17 protein-coding genes are annotated in these 20,436 nt (G+C 42.2%); 13 read left to right on the top strand and 4 right to left on the bottom strand.

Annotated features, from left to right (window positions below; all coding sequences use genetic code 11):
• The first annotated feature begins 31 nt into the window (after positions 1–31).
• The 3 genes from megL to CWC04_RS16800 all read left to right on the top strand — a co-directional run bounded on the left by megL (position 32) and on the right by CWC04_RS16800 (position 2,631).
• Entirely contained in the window at positions 32–1,213 is a 1,182-nt protein-coding gene (megL, locus tag CWC04_RS16790; protein WP_138685954.1) for a methionine gamma-lyase, read from the top strand.
• Positions 1,214–1,450: 237 nt separating this feature from the next.
• A complete protein-coding gene (gene phhA / locus CWC04_RS16795) occupies positions 1,451–2,248 on the top strand; it encodes a phenylalanine 4-monooxygenase (RefSeq protein ID WP_126007699.1) in 798 nt (265 codons plus the stop codon).
• A 38-nt stretch (positions 2,249–2,286) separates the two neighbouring features.
• On the top strand, positions 2,287–2,631 hold the full coding sequence (locus CWC04_RS16800; RefSeq protein WP_004586913.1) for a 4a-hydroxytetrahydrobiopterin dehydratase: 345 nt from the start codon (positions 2,287–2,289) through the stop codon (positions 2,629–2,631).
• Positions 2,632–2,718: 87 nt separating this feature from the next.
• On the opposite strand, the gene CWC04_RS16805 is transcribed toward CWC04_RS16800, so the two are convergent.
• From CWC04_RS16805 to map, 4 genes are all read right to left on the bottom strand, one after another.
• Positions 2,719–4,749 carry a BCCT family transporter gene (locus CWC04_RS16805; protein WP_138685955.1) on the bottom strand — a complete coding sequence of 677 codons (2,031 nt, stop codon included), beginning with the start codon at positions 4,747–4,749 and terminating at the stop codon, positions 2,719–2,721.
• A 329-nt stretch (positions 4,750–5,078) separates the two neighbouring features.
• Positions 5,079–5,906 carry a 2,3,4,5-tetrahydropyridine-2,6-dicarboxylate N-succinyltransferase gene (gene dapD, locus CWC04_RS16810; RefSeq protein WP_138685956.1) on the bottom strand — a complete coding sequence of 276 codons (828 nt, stop codon included), beginning with the start codon at positions 5,904–5,906 and terminating at the stop codon, positions 5,079–5,081.
• 9 nt (positions 5,907–5,915) lie between these two features.
• Complete coding sequence (glnD, locus tag CWC04_RS16815) at positions 5,916–8,534, bottom strand: [protein-PII] uridylyltransferase (protein WP_024033810.1); 2,619 nt, start codon at positions 8,532–8,534, stop codon at positions 5,916–5,918.
• A gap of 267 nt (positions 8,535–8,801) precedes the next feature.
• Positions 8,802–9,620 carry a type I methionyl aminopeptidase gene (gene map / locus CWC04_RS16820; protein WP_223230592.1) on the bottom strand — a complete coding sequence of 273 codons (819 nt, stop codon included), beginning with the start codon at positions 9,618–9,620 and terminating at the stop codon, positions 8,802–8,804.
• Positions 9,621–9,858: 238 nt separating this feature from the next.
• On the opposite strand from map, the gene rpsB reads away from it, so the two are divergent.
• From rpsB to CWC04_RS16870, 10 genes are all read left to right on the top strand, one after another.
• A complete protein-coding gene (rpsB, locus tag CWC04_RS16825) occupies positions 9,859–10,587 on the top strand; it encodes a 30S ribosomal protein S2 (RefSeq protein ID WP_004586918.1) in 729 nt (242 codons plus the stop codon).
• Between the two features lie 105 nt (positions 10,588–10,692).
• A complete protein-coding gene (gene tsf / locus CWC04_RS16830) occupies positions 10,693–11,544 on the top strand; it encodes a translation elongation factor Ts (RefSeq protein ID WP_138685957.1) in 852 nt (283 codons plus the stop codon).
• A 159-nt stretch (positions 11,545–11,703) separates the two neighbouring features.
• Positions 11,704–12,453: a UMP kinase gene (gene pyrH, locus CWC04_RS16835; RefSeq protein ID WP_039972186.1), complete on the top strand. Its 750-nt coding sequence runs from the start codon at positions 11,704–11,706 to the stop codon at positions 12,451–12,453.
• 13 nt (positions 12,454–12,466) lie between these two features.
• Complete coding sequence (gene frr / locus CWC04_RS16840; protein ID WP_096739316.1) at positions 12,467–13,024, top strand: ribosome recycling factor; 558 nt, start codon at positions 12,467–12,469, stop codon at positions 13,022–13,024.
• An 81-nt stretch (positions 13,025–13,105) separates the two neighbouring features.
• Entirely contained in the window at positions 13,106–13,885 is a 780-nt protein-coding gene (gene uppS, locus CWC04_RS16845) for an undecaprenyl pyrophosphate synthase (protein ID WP_004586922.1), read from the top strand.
• A 21-nt stretch (positions 13,886–13,906) separates the two neighbouring features.
• Complete coding sequence (locus CWC04_RS16850) at positions 13,907–14,773, top strand: phosphatidate cytidylyltransferase (RefSeq protein WP_004586923.1); 867 nt, start codon at positions 13,907–13,909, stop codon at positions 14,771–14,773.
• Positions 14,770–15,975 carry a 1-deoxy-D-xylulose-5-phosphate reductoisomerase gene (ispC, locus tag CWC04_RS16855; RefSeq protein ID WP_029773686.1) on the top strand — a complete coding sequence of 402 codons (1,206 nt, stop codon included), beginning with the start codon at positions 14,770–14,772 and terminating at the stop codon, positions 15,973–15,975. The genes CWC04_RS16850 and ispC overlap by 4 nt, the downstream gene beginning before the upstream one ends.
• A gap of 1 nt (position 15,976) precedes the next feature.
• On the top strand, positions 15,977–17,329 hold the full coding sequence (gene rseP, locus CWC04_RS16860) for a sigma E protease regulator RseP (RefSeq protein ID WP_004586925.1): 1,353 nt from the start codon (positions 15,977–15,979) through the stop codon (positions 17,327–17,329).
• A gap of 102 nt (positions 17,330–17,431) precedes the next feature.
• Complete coding sequence (bamA, locus tag CWC04_RS16865) at positions 17,432–19,903, top strand: outer membrane protein assembly factor BamA (protein WP_024033814.1); 2,472 nt, start codon at positions 17,432–17,434, stop codon at positions 19,901–19,903.
• Between the two features lie 11 nt (positions 19,904–19,914).
• Entirely contained in the window at positions 19,915–20,433 is a 519-nt protein-coding gene (locus CWC04_RS16870) for an OmpH/Skp family outer membrane protein (RefSeq protein ID WP_024033815.1), read from the top strand.
• The last annotated feature ends 3 nt before the right edge of the window (positions 20,434–20,436 follow it).

A 20,436-nucleotide genomic window follows, 5' to 3' on the forward strand; every position in this document is an offset into this window, starting at 1 on the left:
TTGACACACATAATAAAAACGAGATCACACAATGAGCAAGCAGCATATTAATACCCAATGTATTCATGGCCCGCAAAAAGCAAACGATCCGCACGGCGCACTCACGTCGCCTTTGTATCAAACCTCTACCTTTCATTTTGAAAATGCAGCACAAGGTGCCGCGCGTTTTGCAGGCGATGAGCCCGGTTATATTTACACCCGCCTAGGTAACCCAACCACCACCGAACTTGAGCAAAAAGTAGCACAGTTAGAGGGCTGCGAAGCTGCAGCGGCTACCGCCACAGGTATGGGCGCTGTATCGGCGTCGGTATTAAGCTTTTTATCGCAGGGCGATCATTTAATTGCATCAAGTGCATTATATGGATGTACTTTTGCGTTTTTTGCTCACATGTTACCGCGCTGGGGAATAGAAGTTACTTTTGTTGATATGACCAACGAGAGCGAGCTTCGCGCTGCTATAAAACCTAATTCAAAAATGATATTTGTAGAAACGCCAATCAACCCCACAATGGCAGTCATTGATTTAGTCTTAATTGGCGCGCTCGCTAAGCAACATAATTTAATTAGTGTGGTCGACAACACCTTTTTAACGCCACTGCTGCAATCACCTAAGCAGTACGGCATAGATATTATTGTGCACAGTGCCACTAAGTACTTAAACGGCCATGGCGATGTAGTAGCTGGGCTTGTGTGTGGAACGCATGAGCACATTACCTTAATAAAAATGACGGTACTTAAAGATATTGGTGCCACCATAAGCCCGCACGACGCATGGCTTATTAATCGCGGATTAAAAACTTTAGCCATACGCATGGAGCGCCATTGCCAAAGCGCGCAAACGGTTGCCGAATATTTAGAGGCGCATCCACAGGTTAATATTGTTTATTACCCTGGGCTTAAATCGCACCCTGGCAACAAATATATAGGCAAGCAAATGAAAGCCGCAGGCGGCGTTATCGCATTTGAAATTAAAGGCAGCCTTGCTCAAGGAGCGCAGTTTATAGATAGCATGAAGCTTTGCACACTTGCTGTAAGTTTAGGTGATGCCGAAACGCTTATTCAGCACCCCGCATCAATGACGCATTCTCCTTACACACCCGAGGAGCGAGCAGCCGCAGGCATAAGTGATGGCTTGATAAGACTCTCTGTAGGGCTTGAAGATGTTAACGATATTATTGACGACTTAAACCAAGCTTTTACATTAATTTGTTAGATGTATTTATTTATGTACAGTTAAATTTGCCATTAACGCCTTTATTTTAGTGGTTGTATAATATTAATTCCGGTGGTGTAATTTTAACTATACACTTTAAGGGATCGTGCTAAATGTAGATGTCCGCCTAACTATTAAACTTTTCTTCACTTTTGCATAGTATGACTGCATTAGATATTCACTCATCTTGAGTATCACACTGACACACATTTAGGGCTTAACCCCAAGAAGGTTATTATGGCTAAAGCAAGTAAATACACCTCTAAAACACCTGATGAAAACGGTGTTATTCATTGGAGCGAAGAAGAAAACAAAATTTGGTCTGAGCTTGTTACGCGCCAACTTGCGTGCATAGAAGGCAAAGCTTGTGATGAATACATGGAGGGGCTTAAAAAAATAAACCTACCACACGATCGTATTCCGCAGTTAAGCGAACTTAACGAAGTGCTTCTTGCCACCACCGGTTGGCAAGTAGCGCCTGTACCTGCGCTTATCGATTTTGATGAATTTTTTAGGTTATTGGCAAACAAACAATTTCCGGTAGCGACGTTTATTCGTAGTCGAGAAGAGTTTGACTACCTGCAAGAGCCTGACATTTTCCATGAAATATTTGGCCACTGCGCTATGCTAACAAACCCTGACTTTGCCGAATTCACACACAAATACGGCCAGCTAGGGTATGCAGCGCAGAAAAAAGATCGTGTATACCTTGCACGTATGTATTGGTTTACGGTTGAGTTTGGTTTAATGCAAACCGAAAACGGCCTGCGTATATACGGCGGTGGTATATTATCAAGCCCGGGTGAAACCCAGTACGTGTATTCAGATACACCAGAGATAACGCCTATGAGCGTAATTGATGTGCTGCGTACGCCGTACCGCATTGATATTATGCAACCACAGTACTACACCATAAATTCGATTCATGATCTGTTTGATATATCGCAAATGGATATTATGACTTTGGTTGAGCAAGCTAAAGCGCTTGGTTTGCACGACCCAAAATTTCCACCTAAAGAAAAATTAGCCGGTTAACTTTAATTTAAAAAGAAACGCTAAAGTAAGGATTTAAAATGTCTTCATTAAGTGAACAAAAATGCGAAGCCTGTCACGTAGATGCGCCAAAGGTATCTGAGGAAGAGCTTGCCCAACTTATTACCAAAATTCCAGACTGGGTACCAGAGGTACGCGACGGCATTATGCAACTTGAGCGTGTTTATAAGTTTAAAAACTTTAAGCAAGCTATGGCGTTTACCAATAAAGTAGGTGATATGGCAGAGGATGAAGGCCATCACCCAGGTTTATTAACCGAGTGGGGAAAAGTAACCGTAACGTGGTGGAGCCATTCAATTAAAGGCCTGCACAAAAACGATTTTATTTGCGCAGCTAAAACAGACGACGTATTTAACGCGCTGTAATTAAAAAATTAATTGAGCAGACTAAAAAGGCACTTTTCAGTGCCTTTTTTATTGCATCAAAATTGCGCTGTTAAATAAAGCGCTTATTTAAGGTTTGTCGCTATTTAACATGTCATCGTGTTCGGCCATATCCCACGGAAGTTCCCCGGGGCTGTTACCTAAAAAGTGCAAGTAATTCTCAAATTGATCAAGAATGTCCTTCACAATATCATCTTCACTGTAGCCATATACATCGTAAGATAACCCACCGCGGCGTAAGAAAACATCTGCCTTGTAATACATCTCGGAGTTATCAGCATCCGGTTTTAGCTCTGTATAGGCAAAGCTTGGCATTGGGTGCTCAGTAAGGCGAATATCATACACAAAATCAACATGTTCATGGCGTAGTACGGTTAAATGGGCGCGGCCTAAGTCAGTATCAAAATCTACCTCGGCATGCCACTGGCGCGCTTTTAATTCTGCTTGAACAGCTTGCATTGCTTTTACCACCACACTACTAATGAAGGTATGCACTTTTTCCTTATTCGGATAATTAACCATAGCGGCTAACCGGCGCTTCCAATGAGATAGGTTAACATTACGGCTATTGAGCGCATGTGCTTGTAAGCTCGTATCGCGATGGCCTTCAATGGTAAGTGCGCGCCAAAGTCCCGCGGTTGCAATAAGCATAATAATAGCAAAGGGTAGTGCACTGGCTATTGTCATGGTTTGCAGTGCACTTAGCCCACCTGCTACTAATAAAACAGCAGCCACAGCGCCCTCAAGCACAGCCCAAAACACCCGTTGCCATGCCGGCGTATCAATACTCCCGCCAGAGGCGAGGGAGTCAATAACTAACGAGCCCGAGTCAGATGAGGTTACAAAAAAGGTAATAATTAAAATAACCGTCAGTAGCGAAATAATAAACGATAACGGTAGCACTTCAAATAATTGAAATAGCGCAACGGCATGGTTTGCTTGAACATCGGTTATTAAAGTATTAAACCCTTCATTCATTATTAAATTTAGCGCGGTATCACCAAATACAGAAAACCATAAAAAGGTAAAAATAGTCGGAACTAGCATCACGCCCACAACAAATTGCCTAATGGTTCTGCCGCGGCTAATTTTAGCGATAAACATACCAACAAAGGGTGCCCACGCTATAGTCCAGCCAAATATAAATAGAGTCCAGTTACCAATCCAATCGCTACGGCTATAGGCTTGTAAATTAAAAGTACGCTCAACAATACCGCTAAGGTAGCTGCCTGTATTTTGTAAAAACGATTCAAGAATATGAATAGTCGGGCCAATAAAAAACACAAAGGCCATTAATGATACGGCGAGTGTCATGTTTATTATAGATAAACGCTTCACGCCTTTATCCATACCTGCCACCACAGAAAACGTTGCCGCTGCGGTAATAATAACAATAGCGGTAATTTGTACCGTGTTATTAATAGGGATGCTTGGCCATAAGTAGTGCAGCCCGGCATTAATTTGAGTAACCGAAAGCCCTAATGTTGTGGCAATACCAAATAGCGTGCCTAATATGGCAAACACATCAACAGTGTGCCCAATAGGGCCATATATTTTATCACCAATAAGTGGATACAAGGCTGAGCGAATAGACAGCGGAAGGCCGTGGCGAAATGCAAAGTAAGCAAGCACTAAACCAACAATCCCATAAATTGCCCATATATGAAAACCCCAATGAAAAAATGCAATTTGCATAGCCTGCTTAGCGGCATTAACGGTTTCTGCGGCGCCTGCGGGCGGAGATGCATAATGGAGCACGGGTTCTGCTACACCAAAATAAAGTAATGCGACTCCGTAACCGGCCGAAAATAGCATGGCAAACCACTCGCCAAAGCTGTATTGCGGTTGCGCATGATCAGGCCCCAGCTTGATATTTCCCCAGCTGGAGGCGGCAACACAAACGATGAAAACTAAGAAGATGGCAACTGATAACATATAAAACCAGCCAAAGGTTTCTGTTATCCACTTGAGGGCGACACTGAATGCTTGCCCTGCCAGTTCAGGGTTGCTACTTGTACCAATGACCAAAAGCAGAATAATAAATACCGCGGGCAAAAATACCGGTAGCAAAATAGTTGAGCGTAAAGCAGTTTTTGTCATATTAATCCTTAATATTAATTGCTAACTTTCAAGTATGCTTTACTACCTTATTATATCTTGGGTGTGTTGGCTAATTCAGTCGTTTATTTTGTATACGTATATTGCTTTGAATTAAGGTTGAGTTGAGCACAGAGAAACCCAACGGTTTAGCTATTTAAGAGATAAACTCTAATCTAAACAAAAAAGCTCTAAACCCAAAGGGCTTAGAGCTTTCTAAATTTAGCTAAAACACTAAGCTTTAATGTGTCGTTGGGTTTCGTTTCACTCAACCCAACCTACGTTTAACACCAATCAACTTAGGGCTTACAGCTAAAAGCTTATCGCTTATTTTAATCATCAATTGAGCGAAGTAGAGCGTTGATGCCTACTTTTTCGCGTGTTTGTTGATCAACTTTTTTCACGATGATTGCAGCGTATAGGCTGTGAGTGCCATCTTTTGATGGTAATGCGCCTGGCACAACTACAGCACCTGCTGGTACGCGGCCGTAATGAATTTCGCCGGTTTCACGGTCATAAATACGAGTGCTTTGGCTAATGTAAACGCCCATTGAAATAACAGCGCCTTCCTCTACTACTACACCTTCAACAATTTCAGAGCGTGCGCCAATAAAGCAGTTGTCTTCAATGATGGTAGGGTTAGCTTGTAGTGGCTCTAAAACGCCGCCTATGCCCACGCCGCCCGATAAGTGTACGTTCTTACCAATTTGTGCACACGAGCCAACAGTTGCCCATGTATCAACCATGGTGCCTTCATCTACAAATGCACCTATGTTCACATACGATGGCATAAGTACGACGTTTTTACCTACAAAGCTGCCTTTACGTGCTACCGCGTTAGGCACTACGCGCATGCCACCTTGCTGAAATTGCTCCGGTGTGTAGTCGCTAAATTTAAGCGGTACTTTATCGTAAAACTGATTTACGCCGTCGTTCATTGGTTGGTTTTCGCGAATACGAAATGATAGTAAAACGGCTTTTTTAAGCCATTGGTGTACGACCCATTCGCCTGATATTTTTTCAGCAACACGGGCTGCACCGCTATCAAGAAGCTCTAGTGCGTCAATAATCGCTTGTTTTACATCGCTAGATACACTGCTTGGGCTAATGCTATCGCGGTTGTCCCAGGCGTTTTCTATCATGGTTTTTAAATCTGACATGGTGTGTCCTTATTCTGTTTCGGCGTTGAATTTTTTACGTAATGCCTGATGAATTTTGGCTTGCTCTTCATCAGTCAGCGCTTGGTATTCGTTATTTGATACGACAAAGAAATCCTCTGCACGTTCACCTACCGTTGTAATACGGGCTGCGTGAATGTGTAATAAATGCGCTTGGAAAACTTCGGCAATTTTAGTAAGTAAACCGGGTATATCAACAGCTTGAATTTCTATTAGGCTGCGATCTTTACGTGCATGAGGGCGCAGCACTATTTTAGGTTTAATATTAAAGTCTTTAAATCGTTGCGAGCGATTCTTTTTAAAGCGTATTTTTTTACGTGGTTCGCTAAGTGCTTGCTCAAGCCCACGTTTAATTGACTGAGCACGGCTACTTGCAATAGGGTCGCCGCTCACTTCAAGTATTACAAAGTTAAATAGGGCGTAGCCATCTTTGGTAGTAAGTACTTGAGCGTGTTGTATTTGCGCTTTTTTAGAGCCAATTACGCTAACTAAGCGAGCGAATAACGGCCCAGAATATGGGCTATAAGCAAACACTTGCGTGCCGCCATGCATTGCTTTATCAGAAACAATGACACTGGGTAGGCTTAAGTCTGCGCATTTTAATAGGTGCTCGGTTTGCCATGATATTTGCTGCTCGCTAAAGGCAGTAAAGTAATTGGCTTTAAAGCGGCTCCAAATTAAATCAATTTGGTTTTCTAGGTAGCCCAAATTAAGTAAGCGCTGTTTAGCTTGGTGTTTTTTATCGCGTATTTGGTCGCGTTGATCCATTGGGTTTTCAAGCCCTAGGCGTAATGCGCGCTGAGTATGCAAGTATAATTCGCGTAGTAGGGTGTTTTTCCAATCATTCCATAAGTTGTCGTTGGTTGCGCGTATATCGGCAACGGTTAAACAATAGAGGTAATCGAGTTGGCGCTCTGTTTTTACGCGCGAAGCAAAGTCTTTAATAACACCTGGGTCATTTATGTCTTTACGCTGCGCAGTAACCGACATAAGTAAATGGTTACCAACTAGCCACGATATAAGCTTGCCATCAGATGATGGGAAGCCATGTAATTTAGAAAAAGCAATGGCATCAACCGAGCCTAGCTCTGAGTGATCGCCGCCACGCCCTTTAGCAATATCATGAAAAATACCTGCTAAATAAAGCAGCTCAGGCTTATCCATACGGGTTACTATTTCACTACAAATAGGAAACTCACTCACTTTAGATTTATCAAAATATTGGTAAATATTATTGATTAATTTATGGGTGTGCTCATCTACGGTGTAGGCATGAAATAAGTCAAATTGCATTTGCCCAAATATATTACGCCATTGTGGTAAATACGCGGCCAACATGCCGTGTTTGTGCATGAGCGTGAATGCGCGGCCCATGCCGTTTGGGTGTTTCACAATGCGCATAAATGCCTCGCGACACGCTGCGTAATCCTGTAAGTCACCTAATAGGCGCCTGCGTACTTGCCTAATGGTACGAATAGTACTTGGGTAAATATGGGTAATTTCGGGGTTGTCGGCAATATGCTCAAACAAAACAAAAAGTTGATCGCGTCTAAAAAATACCGATGGGTTTTTAACCCTAATTTGGTGCCCAACGCGTTCAAAGTCTTTGTCTAACTCAATTACTGGCGCTTCGCTGCTCTCTGGCATAATACTTTCTTCAAAGTACGATAGCAGCATTTGGTTAAGCTCGCGTACGCGGCTCATTATTCTAAATAAGCGTTTCATCATACGCTCAACCGAGGCTTTACCATCGCTACCAAAGCCAAGTATTTCAGCTGTGTGTGGTTGATGGTCAAACAACAAACGGTTTTCTGAGCGCCCAGCGGCTAAATGCAGTGCAAAGCGAATATTCCAAAGGTTCTCTAGGCACTCCGAAAGCTCCTGAAACTCTTCATGCGTTAAGTAGCCGTGGCTAATTAGCTCTTGTAGGGTTTCGGCTCTAAAGTGCTTTTTAGCAACCCAAATAATGGTTTGTAAATCGCGAAGGCCACCGGGGTTTTCTTTTATGTTTGGCTCTAGGTTGTAAGCAGTACCGTGGCACTTTTTATGGCGTAGGTTTTGCTCTTGCACTTTGGCTACAAAAAATTCGCCTGAGCGCCAAACGGGGGTTTCTATAATATGCGTTTTGAGTTTTTCAAACTCAATGTGATTACCAAAAATGAGCCTGCTTTCGAGCAAGCTGGTGGCAAAAGTAACGTCTTCACGTTTTTGCTCAATGGCTTGTTCAATGGTACGCACACTGTGGCCTATCTCTAAATTGAGATCCCATAGCATGGTAACAAACTGGCCTATTTTTTCGCATATTTGCTCGCTAGGCGGCTGCGTAACAAGCAATAAAAAGTCAATGTCGGAGTAGGGGTGTAGTTCGCCACGGCCATACCCGCCCACGGCAATAAGGGCAAGATCAGGCTCGTGAGCTAAATCGTAAACATGAAACAGTTTAATTAGCAGGCGGTCTATAAACTCAGCCCGGGCATTAATTAAATTACCAACTGGTTGCTTAGAAAATTCGTTATGTAACCACTTATAAAAATAGCTAGAACAATCGCGATAATCGCTCAGTTGCTCAGCATCGCTAAGCAACTTTTTTACTTTGTTGGGTAATGCCACGTGGGCTGGCTCCTTATTGAACCGTAAGCATTGATAAATAACCTGAACGTTAAGTAATAAGTCTATCCCAAGCGGCTATTTTCAGTGTTAACAGTGTTGAATCCACTTGCAAATAGGCTCGCTATTTAGCGCGTCAATTCGATTTGTTTTCACTGAAAATCTCCGGCTTGGGAAAAATAAATTAAATATTACATATAATTCAGTATGTTATTAAATGTATTAACCCGATTAGAGGTTAAATACTTTTATCAAGTGGCTCGGTTTTTATTAGTGTTCGATAATCCTGTCGATAGTATCATCTGATCGCAGCGTTAAAATTTCAACACCATTTTCAGTCACTAATAGGGTGTGTTCCCACTGTGCAGACAAACTACGGTCGCGTGTAACTACAGTCCACTCGTCTTTTAAAAGTTTACACTGGCGTTTACCTGCGTTAACCATTGGCTCTATTGTTAAACACATACCGGCTTTAAGTGTTTCGCCAGTACCTGCTTTACCGTAGTGCATTACTTGAGGCTCTTCGTGAAATTCGCTACCAATACCGTGGCCGCAGTATTCACGTACAATTGAGTAGTTAAAGCTCTCTGCGTATTTTTGAATTGCTTCACCAATATCGCCTAAACGCACACCTGGTTTTACCATTTTAATGGCAAGGTATAAGCTTTCTTGTGTTACTTGTGCAAGGCGTTTACCTTGAATGTTAGGCGTACCTACATGAAACATCTTTGAGGTGTCGCCGTGGTAACCGTCTTTAATTACGGTTACATCAATGTTGACGCTATCGCCATCTTTTAGCGGTTTGTCATTTGGAATACCGTGGCAAATTACATGATTTACAGAGGTACAAACCGACTTAGGAAAACCGTGGTAATTTAGTGGCGCAGGGATAGCATCTTGCACATTTACAATATAATCATGACAAATTGTATTTAGCTCATCAGTAGTCACACCTGGCACTACATGTGGTTCAATCATTTCAAGTACGTCTGCCGCTAAACGCCCGGCTACACGCATTTTTTCAATTTCTTCAGGGGTCTTGATCACAGCGCTCATTGAGGCTCCAAAGTTGCGTTTTTTAACATTTATCGTCGCACAAATTTTGCACGCGACGTTGAGTATTTAATTTTAATATGGTATAAAGCGCGCCGTCTTTTTACAAATAAATTCTTAAATGATTTTTTGTATTTAAGGCAAACACAATTTTATTTTAACACACACACGTATCGTCACATACACTTGGGTGCATTTGAAGTTTAAATACTTCGGTGTTGGTGCTATGGGATATGTGGAGGCCTAACCCTAAACTACATAGAGGATTTACAAAATGGCAAACGTTTCAATGCGCGATATGCTTCAAGCTGGTGTTCACTTTGGTCACCAAGCACGTTACTGGAACCCTAAGATGAAGCCTTTCATCTTCGGCGCACGTAACCGTGTACATATCATCAACCTTGAGCAAACAGTACCAATGTTCAACGACGCACTTAAGTTTTTATCAAGTGCTGCTGCAAACAAAGGTAAAGTTCTTTTCGTTGGTACTAAGCGCGCAGCAAGCGAAGCAGTTAAAGAAGCTGCTTTACAAAGCGACCAGTTCTTCGTTAACCACCGCTGGTTAGGTGGTATGTTAACTAACTGGAAAACAGTTCGTCAGTCAATCAAGCGTCTTAAAGACCTTGAAGCTCAAAGCCAAGACGGTACTTTCGAGAAGTTAACTAAGAAAGAAGCGTTAATGCTTACTCGCGAAATGGAAAAGCTTGAAAAGAGCCTTGGCGGTATCAAAAACATGGGTGGCCTTCCAGACGCTATCTTCGTTATCGATGCTGATCACGAGCACATTGCTATCCGTGAAGCAAACAACCTAGGTATTCCAGTTGTTGCAATCGTTGATACTAACTCTAACCCAGACGGTGTTGATTACATCGTACCTGGTAACGATGATGCTATCCGTGCAATCAACCTTTACACTAGCTCTGTTGCAGCTGCTATCACTGAAGGTCGTGAGAACAACATCGTTGCTCAAGCTGAGAAAGACGACTTTGTAGAAGCTGAGTAATTAGCTGTCATCAAGTCTTCATCTTTTTAAGGTGAAGACTTGCTATTCTTGTAGAGCGGTTTACCCGCTTATCTAATACCTGATTTCAGATTTGAGGATTTACTAATGGCTGTAACTACTGCCCTAGTTAAAGAATTACGCGAGCGTACTGGCGCTGGCATGATGGATTGTAAAAAAGCGTTAACTGAAACTGATGGCGACATCGAGTTAGCGATTGAAAACATGCGTAAGAGCGGTGCTGCAAAGGCTGCTAAGAAAGCAGGTAACATTGCTGCTGAAGGTACTATCATCATCAAGCAAAACGATGGTGTTGCAGTACTAGTAGAAGTTAACTGTCAAACTGACTTCGTAGCAAAAGACGAAAGCTTCTTAGCGTTTGCTAACAAAGTTGCTGACGCTGCTATCGCTGAAACAATCACTATCGAAGACTTACAAGCTAAGTTTGAAGAAGACCGTGTTGAGCTAGTAACTAAAATTGGTGAAAACATCAACGTACGTCGTCTTCAGTACATCACTGGTGAAACACTTGTTGAATACCGTCACGGTGATCGTATTGGTGTTGTTGTTGCAGGTGCTGCTGATGAAGAAACACTTAAGCACATTGCAATGCACGTTGCTGCTTCAAACCCAGAGTACTTAACGCCTGAAGATGTACCTGCTGACGTTGTAGAAAAAGAAAAGCAAGTTCAAATCGACATCGCGATGAACGAAGGCAAGCCTGCTGAAATCGCTGAAAAAATGGTTGTTGGCCGCATGAAGAAATTTACTGGTGAGGTTTCTCTTACTGGTCAAGCTTTCATCATGGAGCCTAAAAAATCTGTTGGCGAAATTCTTAGAGAGAAAAACGCAACAGTTACTAGCTTCGCACGTGTAGAAGTTGGTGAAGGTATCGAGAAGAAAGAAGAAGATTTTGCTGCTGAAGTTGCTGCTCAAATTGCAGCTGCAAAAGGCGAGTAAGATTAACTATTTGTGATGCATAAGGAAATTAGATGCCATTAAAGTACTATTTGCTTTTGCGTCACGCTTAGAAATTCTTTAAAATAACCGCGCTTTTATGTTTATCATAAGCGCGGTTATTTTTTACCCATAATTTAATAAAAAGTTGGCCCCAATACTATGACTATCAATCGTAAACCTATTTTTAGACGTGTTCTTCTCAAATTAAGTGGTGAAGCTTTAATGGGAGACGAAGGCTTCGGCATCGACCCAAAAGTGCTAGATCGTATGGCCCAAGAAATTAAAGAGCTGGTAGAACTCGACGTAGAAGTGGGTTTGGTTATCGGCGGTGGTAACTTTTTACGTGGCGGATCACTAGCAGAAGCTGGCATGAACCGCGTAGTTGGTGACCACATGGGTATGCTTGCAACCGTAATGAACGGCCTTGCAATGCGTGATGCACTTCACCGTGCATTTGTTAATTGTCGTTTAATGTCGGCAATCCCTCTAAACGGTGTATGTGATGCATACAACTGGGCTGAGGCAATTAGCTTATTAAAATCTGGCCGCGTTGTTATTTTTGCAGCAGGTACGGGTAACCCGTTCTTCACTACCGATTCTGCTGCGTGTTTACGCGGTATTGAAATTGAAGCCGACACTGTAATTAAAGCGACTAAAGTTGATGGCGTATTTAGTGATGATCCGGTTAAAAACCCAGAAGCCACGCTTTACCGTCACTTAAGCTACAATGAAATTATTGATAAAGAACTAAAAGTAATGGATTTAGCGGCGTTTACACTCGCTCGCGATCATAATATGCCACTGAGCGTATTTAACATGAATAAATCAGGCGCCTTAAAACGCGTAATTATGGGTGAAGAAGAAGGCACACTTATCTCTTCACAAGCCTCAGATGAAGTAATCAAATAATTAGGATTAAACCGTGATTAACGATATTCAAAAAGATGCGCAAGAGCGCATGCAAAAAAGTGTAGCAGCACTAGGTAGTCAACTATCAAAAATTCGTACAGGTCGTGCTCACCCAGCAATTTTAGACGGCATTATGGTATCGTACTACGGTGCTGATACACCGCTTAACCAAGTGGCTAATGTAACGATTGAAGACTCTCGTACGCTTGCTATCGGCGTATTCGACAAGTCTTTAGCGCAAGCTGTAGAAAAAGCAATTATGGCGTCTGACTTAGGTTTAAACCCTATGTCTGCTGGTACAGTAATTCGCGTACCACTTCCTCCGCTTACAGAAGAGCGCCGTAAAGATTTAATTAAAATTGTACGTGGCGAAGTAGAAGGCGGCCGTGTTGCTGTGCGTAACATTCGTCGTGACGCTAATGGCGATGTAAAATCTTTATTAAAAGATAAAGAAATTTCTGAAGATGAAGCGCGTCAAGCAGAAGATACAATTCAAAAGCTTACAGATAAATTTATCAAAGAAATGGATGCACAACTAACAGCGAAAGAAGCTGAGTTGATGGAAATCTAAACAGCTAAATAACCTCAATGCAGGTTATGAAATATATTAGTTTTGAAACGCCGTCTAGGGTATACTAGGCGGCGTTTTTTTATGGAATACTCAATATTTATGGTTCTAGACGCTGATACAATTTCACAGCAATGTTTACCTAAACATGTTGCCATCATCATGGATGGTAACGGGCGTTGGGCGCAAGCTAGAAATAGACCTCGTGTGTTCGGGCATAAAAAAGGCGTGGACGCAGTTCGTCAATCTGTTCAGTTTTGTACTAAATTAGGGATACAATCGTTAACCTTATTTGCTTTTAGTAGTGAAAACTGGCGCCGCCCCGAAGACGAAGTAAACACTTTAATGGAGCTTTTTTTGTTTGTTTTAACAAAGGAAGTAAAAAAGCTTCATAAAAATAATGTAAAACTGACCATTATTGGAGATTTATCACGATTCTCTGAAAGTTTACGTAGCAAAGTAAACGCTGCGCATGAGCTAACAGCAGATAACACCGGTTTGCATTTAAACGTGGCCGCTAATTATGGCGGTAGATGGGATATGGCAAATGCAGCAAAGCAACTAGCACTACAAGTTGCAAACGGACAACTCAAGGCAGAGGATGTTACAGAAGAGCGCTTAGCACAGCATATGAGCATGGCAGACCAAGCGGAGCCGGATTTACTAATTCGCACGGGTGGTGATGTTCGTATTAGTAACTTTTTACTATGGCAAGCTGCTTATGCGGAACTTTACTTTACCGAAACTCTTTGGCCTGATTTTAATGAAGCAGCATTTGCTGAGGCCATTGCGTGTTACGTTGCCAGAGAGCGACGTTTTGGTTGTACGGGCGAACAAATAAAACAATTACTCGCTCAAACCTAAAATAGAATAAGGGTCACTATTTTGTTAAAACAACGAATTTTAACCTCGGTTGTATTAGCGCCGTTAGCGCTAGCCTTGGTTTTTTATACTCCACTAACATTGTTTAGTTATTTTGCCGGTATTATTGTTTTACTTGGCGCGTGGGAGTGGTCTGCTTTTATGGGCCTATGCACAAAATTAAAACGGGGTGCGTTTGTGGTGTTAATTGGCGCGTTATTGGCGCTACTAAATTTACATTGGCCGATTGAATCACTGTGGCAAAACGGCCAGCTGGTCGGGGATGCAAATTACTTATTTACGCTCTCGTTTGCTTGGTGGATTGTGGCCAGTTATTTAATTTGGCGCTACCCAGCCATGGCCAAAGCATGGAACGAAGGCTTGGTAATGCGCGGCATTGCCGGGCTGCTTACTTTAATCCCACTTTGGCTTGCACTCAATACCTTACGTAGCGCGCAATACGCTGAATCTACGCACTTTGGCTCGGTACTGATTTTAGTGGTACTTGGTATTGTGTGGAGCGCCGATGTAGGGGCTTACTTTACAGGCAAAAGTTTTGGTAAGCACAAGCTTATGCCAAAGGTGAGCCCAAATAAAACCATCGAAGGCCTAGCTGGTGGTGTGGTTGCATCAATTATATTTGTTTTAGCTTTTTGTCACTTTACCGGTGTGGATTTTGCTGTATGGCCTATTTATGCCGTAATGACCGCCTTTATAGCCTTGTTTTCGGCTGTCGGTGATTTACTCGAAAGCATGTTTAAGCGTGAAGCCGGCCTAAAAGACAGTGGTCGCTGTTTACCCGGCCACGGCGGTATTTTAGATAGAATTGACAGCTTAACCGCAGCAGCCCCTATGTTTGTAATGTGCTATGCATGGACCTTGAGTTTATGAGCCAACAGCAACAACTTGTTATTTTAGGCGCTACAGGTTCAATTGGGTTAAGTACATTAGATGTTATAGCGCGAAACAAAGCGCTATTTAACGTGTTTGCCCTCACTGCAGGCCACAATGCAAAAAAAATGGCTGAGCTATGTATTGAGCACGAACCGTTATATGCGGTTATGGCCACACAAAGCGCTGCAGAGCAATTATCATCGTATTTAAATAATACGCCATGCCAAACCTTAGTAATGCATTCACAGCAGGCTATGAGCGATTTATGTGCGCATCCCGATGTCGATACAGTCATGTCAGCTATTGTTGGCGCTGCCGGCTTACTGCCCACACTAAGCGCCGTTGAAGCAGGTAAAAAAGTACTGCTTGCCAATAAAGAATCGTTGGTTATGTCAGGACAGTTGTTTATTGATAAAGTAAAACAGCATAAAGCCACGTTGTTACCTATTGATAGCGAGCATAACGCTATTTTTCAGTGCTTACCTCATTCACTTCAAAACGCAAATGCAGATCAAAATTTACAAGAGCATGGCGTAAGTAAAATATTGCTTACCGGCTCTGGTGGGCCATTTTTAACGCGCGATATAAATACCTTGAAAGAAGTAACAGTAAGTGAAGCCGTCGCTCACCCTAATTGGTCTATGGGGCAAAAAATATCGGTAGATTCAGCCACCATGATGAACAAAGGGCTTGAATTTATTGAAGCTAAATGGCTGTTTAATTGTGACACCAGCGATATTGATGTGGTGATCCACCCGCAAAGTATTATTCATTCTATGGTGCAATACCACGATGGCTCCATTTTAGCGCAAATGGGTAACCCCGATATGCGCACACCTATTGCACACGCACTCGCTTACCCAGATCGAATTAACGCGGGTGTAAAACCACTCAACTTTTCGGATATTTGTGATTTTTCGTTCACAAAACCTGATTTTGCGCGTTATCCAAATTTACAACTTGCTATTGATGCGTGCAGCGCAGGGCAAGGCGCAACCACAACGGTAAATGCAGCAAACGAAATAGCGGTTGCGGCATTTTTAAAAGGCCAAATTGGCTTTACTGACATTTATAAAATTAATGCACAAACGCTTGATGCGGCCACATTCACTAACGTACAAAGCCTAGATGAAATATTAGCGTGTGACCAACAAGCCCGCCAACGTGCAGCGGATTTAATAACAAAAGTGACTCATTAATATGTTAGATTTTTTTTGGAATCTTGGCTCGTTTATTTTAGCGCTGGGCATTTTAGTTGCTATTCATGAATATGGGCACTTTTGGGTGGCCCGTAAAATGGGTGTTAAAGTGCTGCGCTTTTCGATTGGTTTTGGTAAACCGCTTTTGAAGTGGCACGATAAATACAATACAGAATACGTAATTGCCGCTATTCCGCTGGGTGGCTACGTTAAAATGCTTGATGAACGCGTGGATGAGGTACCTGAAAATGAGCGCCATTTGTCATTTAACGCTAAATCGGTTCAGGCCCGTATAGCCATAGTAGCAGCCGGCCCGCTGGCTAATTTTTTATTTGCTATTGTGGCGTTGGCGGCTATGTACATGGTGGGCGTGCAATCGGTAAAACCTGTAGTAGGTAGTATTACCGAAGGTAGCAGAGCTGAGCAGGCGGGTATTATGCCCTCTGAACAAATTATTAAAATTGGTGATGACACAATTGCCACCTGGCAAGATGCAACTTTTGCACTTATGTCGAGCTTAGGTGAGCAAAGCGTGCCCGTAGTAGTGCGTAACGAAAACTACCAAGAGCAAACAAAAATGCTTAACGTAGAGGGTTGGAAGCTCGATCAGCAAGACGTGCCGCCACTGAGTTCGTTGGGTATTGTACCGTTTAGACCCCAAGCGACGTTAACCATTGCGGCTATTACTAAAAATTCAGCAGCCGAACTGGCTAATTTGCAGGTTAACGATACGATTATCGCTGTAAATGGTGAAACAATAAGCGATTGGCAGCAATTAGTTAATCTTATTACGCAATCGGCTAACAAATCTTTACAATTTAGTGTAAAAAGACAAGATAGTATAAATAGCGTAACAGTAACGCCTAAATCGCGCATTAATGAGCACGGTATTGAACAAGGGTTTTTAGGTGTTGCGCCGGTTGTTCAACCTTGGCCTGAGGGCTATGTTGAAACCCGAAGCTTTGGTCCGCTTGATAGTATTGCTCGTGGTACCCAAGAGACCTGGCGCCTTATAACGCTTAGCTTTGACATGATTGGTAATTTAATTACAGGTCAGGTTTCCGTTAAAAATTTAAGTGGCCCTGTGGGCATTGCAGTTGGTGCAGGAACTAGCGTAAGCTACGGGCTAGTCGCCTTTTTAAGCTTTTTAGCGCTAATAAGCGTTAACTTGGGTGTATTTAATTTATTACCTCTGCCAGTGCTTGATGGTGGACACTTAATGTATTACATAATTGAACTTTTCCGTAAAAAGCCGGTCTCTGAAAAGACACAAGAATTTGGTTTTAAAGTGGGCGCCTTGCTGCTCATATTTTTAACATGTTTCGCTTTGTTCAATGATGTATCGCGTTTGTAGTTACAGCGTGACAATTACTAATTAGAACACGATTGTAAGCATCACTAATTGTTAGTTTTGATGTTAAGCGGTAATACAGTTGTAAAGGATAAAGATAATAAAATGGCTATAAAAAAACATTTGGCAGTTTCAAGTTTATTGGGTGCAAGTTTTGCAGCCCTGGGCCAAAACTCCTTTATTGTTGAAGATTTAAAAATTGAAGGTTTGCAACGTGTAGCACTTGGTGCAGCACTGACGCATGTTCCTATCAATGTGGGCGATAACGTTGATGACTATACGATTTCAAAAACAATAAAGTCACTTTATCGTTCAGGTCACTTTGACAACATCAAAGCGTTACGCGATGGTAATAACGTTATTTTTAAAGTGACTGAGCGTCCTACTATTAGCTTTATTGAGTTTGAAGGCAATAAAGATATAAAAGACGAGCAGCTTAACGAATCACTCGATCAGCAAGATATTCGCCAAGGTGAACCGCTTGATAAAACTGTTATCGATAATATCGAAAAAGGGTTGGTTGAGTTTTTCCACAGTATTGGTAAATACAATGCCACCGTTGATATTAGCGTAACTAAGCTGCCACGTAACCGTGTAAAGCTTAAGCTAGAATTTGACGAAGGCGAAGCCGCCTCTATTCGTCAAATCAACTTAGTGGGTAACGAATTATTCTCTAACGAAGAGCTTTTAAAGCTTGCTGAATCGCAACAAGATTTACCGTGGTGGCAGTTTATGGGTAGCGACCGTTACCAAAAACAAACCATTGAAGGCGATTTAGAAAAAATTCGCAGCTTTTACTTAGACCGCGGTTACTTACGTTTTAATATCGATTCTACGCAAGTATCAGTAAGTCCTGAGCGCGAATCTGTGTATGTAACTGCTAACTTAACAGAAGGTGTTAAGTACACAGTTAAAGGTTTTGACTTTATCGGTGATTTACTTGGCCGAGAAGAGCTAATCAAAAGCGTTATCCCACTTCGCGCCGGCGAGCTTTACAATGGCTCAGTGGTGACCTCATCAGAAGAATTTATCAAAAGCTACTTAGCGCGCTTTGGTTATGCCAATGCCGAAGTACGCACAATTCCAGAAATTGATGATGAAAAACAAGAAGTGCAACTTACGCTGTCGGTAAATCCGGGCAAGCGTGTGTACGTACGTCGTATCATCGTTGGTGGTAACCAAAATACTGCTGATGAAGTACTTCGCCGCGAAATGACACAACTTGAAGGTGCGTGGTTATCTAATCAAAACCTTGAGCGCTCAAAGCTGCAAATTCAACGTTTACCGTACATGGAAACTGTTGATTTTAACGTAGTACCAGTACCGGGTGTAGATGACCAAGTAGACGTAGACTTTACAGTAAAAGAGCAATCGGCCGGTAGCTTTAACGCGGGCTTAGCGTATGGCTCATACGCAGGGCTTCAGTTTAATATTGGTGTGACCGAATCTAACTTTTTAGGTACGGGTAATCAAATTGGCTTAAACTTAAATACCTCTACTGGTTCTGAAAGCATTAGCTTGTCGTACACCGACCCTTACTTTACGCCAGATGGTGTATCGCAAGGCAGCAGTATTTTTTACAACAACTACGATGCCAGTAAATTTAGCTTAGTAGATTATAAATCAACAAGTTACGGTATTGGTACCAATATTGGTTTCCCAATTGATGCGGTAAACCGTGTTAACTTTGGCGTACGTTGGATTCAAGAAGAACTTTCAGAAATTGCCGAGTACGAACAAACTCGCGTACTACGCGAAACCTTCTTAGATGAAGAAAACCCAGATGCTGGCTTTGACTTTACTAAATATGAGCTAAGCGTTGGTTGGTCGCGTATCACAGTTAACCGTGGTTTATTCCCAACAGCGGGTTCGCGCCAAACATTAAATTTAACAGCCACAACGCCTAACTCTGATCTTCAGTATTTTAAACTGAACTACGATTCGCGTTTTTACTGGCCAATATCTAATGACCACCGTTGGGTGTTCTCAACACGTGCAGCGCTTGGTTACGGTAATGGTTATGGGTCAACCAATGGTTATGAACAAACCCTGCCATTCCAAGAGTTCTTCCGTATAACGGAAATGGAGCTACGTGGCTTTGACCGTAATACTATACTGCCGCGTGCTGTATCACGTGTTCCTTTATCAATCCCTGGTACGCCAGGTGCTGATGGTACTACAACCGGTAGCATTGGTGGCTCTGATGAGTTTGATATTTTAGTACCACAAGGGCGTATTGGTGGTAATGCAAAAGCGGTTGCAGGTATGGAGCTAATTGTACCTACGCCGTTCTTAGATGAAGAAAACACCAGCTCTGTACGTACCAGTTTCTTTGTAGATGCTGCCAACGTATGGGATACTGAATTTAACGTTGACCGTTTCCAAAACTTAGCGCCAGATGAGCGTGCTAAGTTAGATGATTACTCTGATCCAATGCGCTTTAGGGTATCAACCGGTTTATCTTTACAATGGATCTCTCCAATGGGTCCAATGCTGATTAGTTTTGCGTATCCATTGCAAAAAGAAGAAGATGACGATACAAAGACCATCAGCTTTAATATTAGTAACACTTTCTAAAGGAGTTTTTTGTGAAAAAATTATTTAAATCAACAGCAGTAGCCGTGTTAGCAACATTGATGATGGGCACCTCTGCAAGTGCATTTGCCCACAAAGTAGGCATTGTTGATATGCAAGAGATCTACAAGCAAATTCCTCAAATGGCTAAAATTGAGCAGTCTTTACAAACTGAGTTTGCTGAGCGTCGTCAAGAGCTTGAAAAACTACAAGGCGACATTCGCTTTGAAGCAGAAAAATTTAAGCGTGAAAGCACTACAATGAGCCAAGCTCAAAAAGATGCACTACGTGACAAAATTCAAGGCATGCAACAAAACCTTGCTGAAAAAGGTCGTCCTTTAGAGCAAGAAATCAAAGCACGTCAAAACCAAGAGCTTGCTAAAGTTCAGGGTTTAATTGTTAAAACAATTGAAGAAATTGCTAAAGATGGCGACTTCGATGAAGTTAAAGTTAAAGACACTACTATTTACTTTAACCCTAAAGAAGTAACTGATCTTTCAAGCAAAGTTGTATCAGCAGTTAGTAAGAAATAATCA

Origin of the sequence: Pseudoalteromonas sp. S2893, from assembly GCF_005887105.1 — a bacterium.
Classification (GTDB): domain Bacteria; phylum Pseudomonadota; class Gammaproteobacteria; order Enterobacterales; family Alteromonadaceae; genus Pseudoalteromonas; species Pseudoalteromonas atlantica.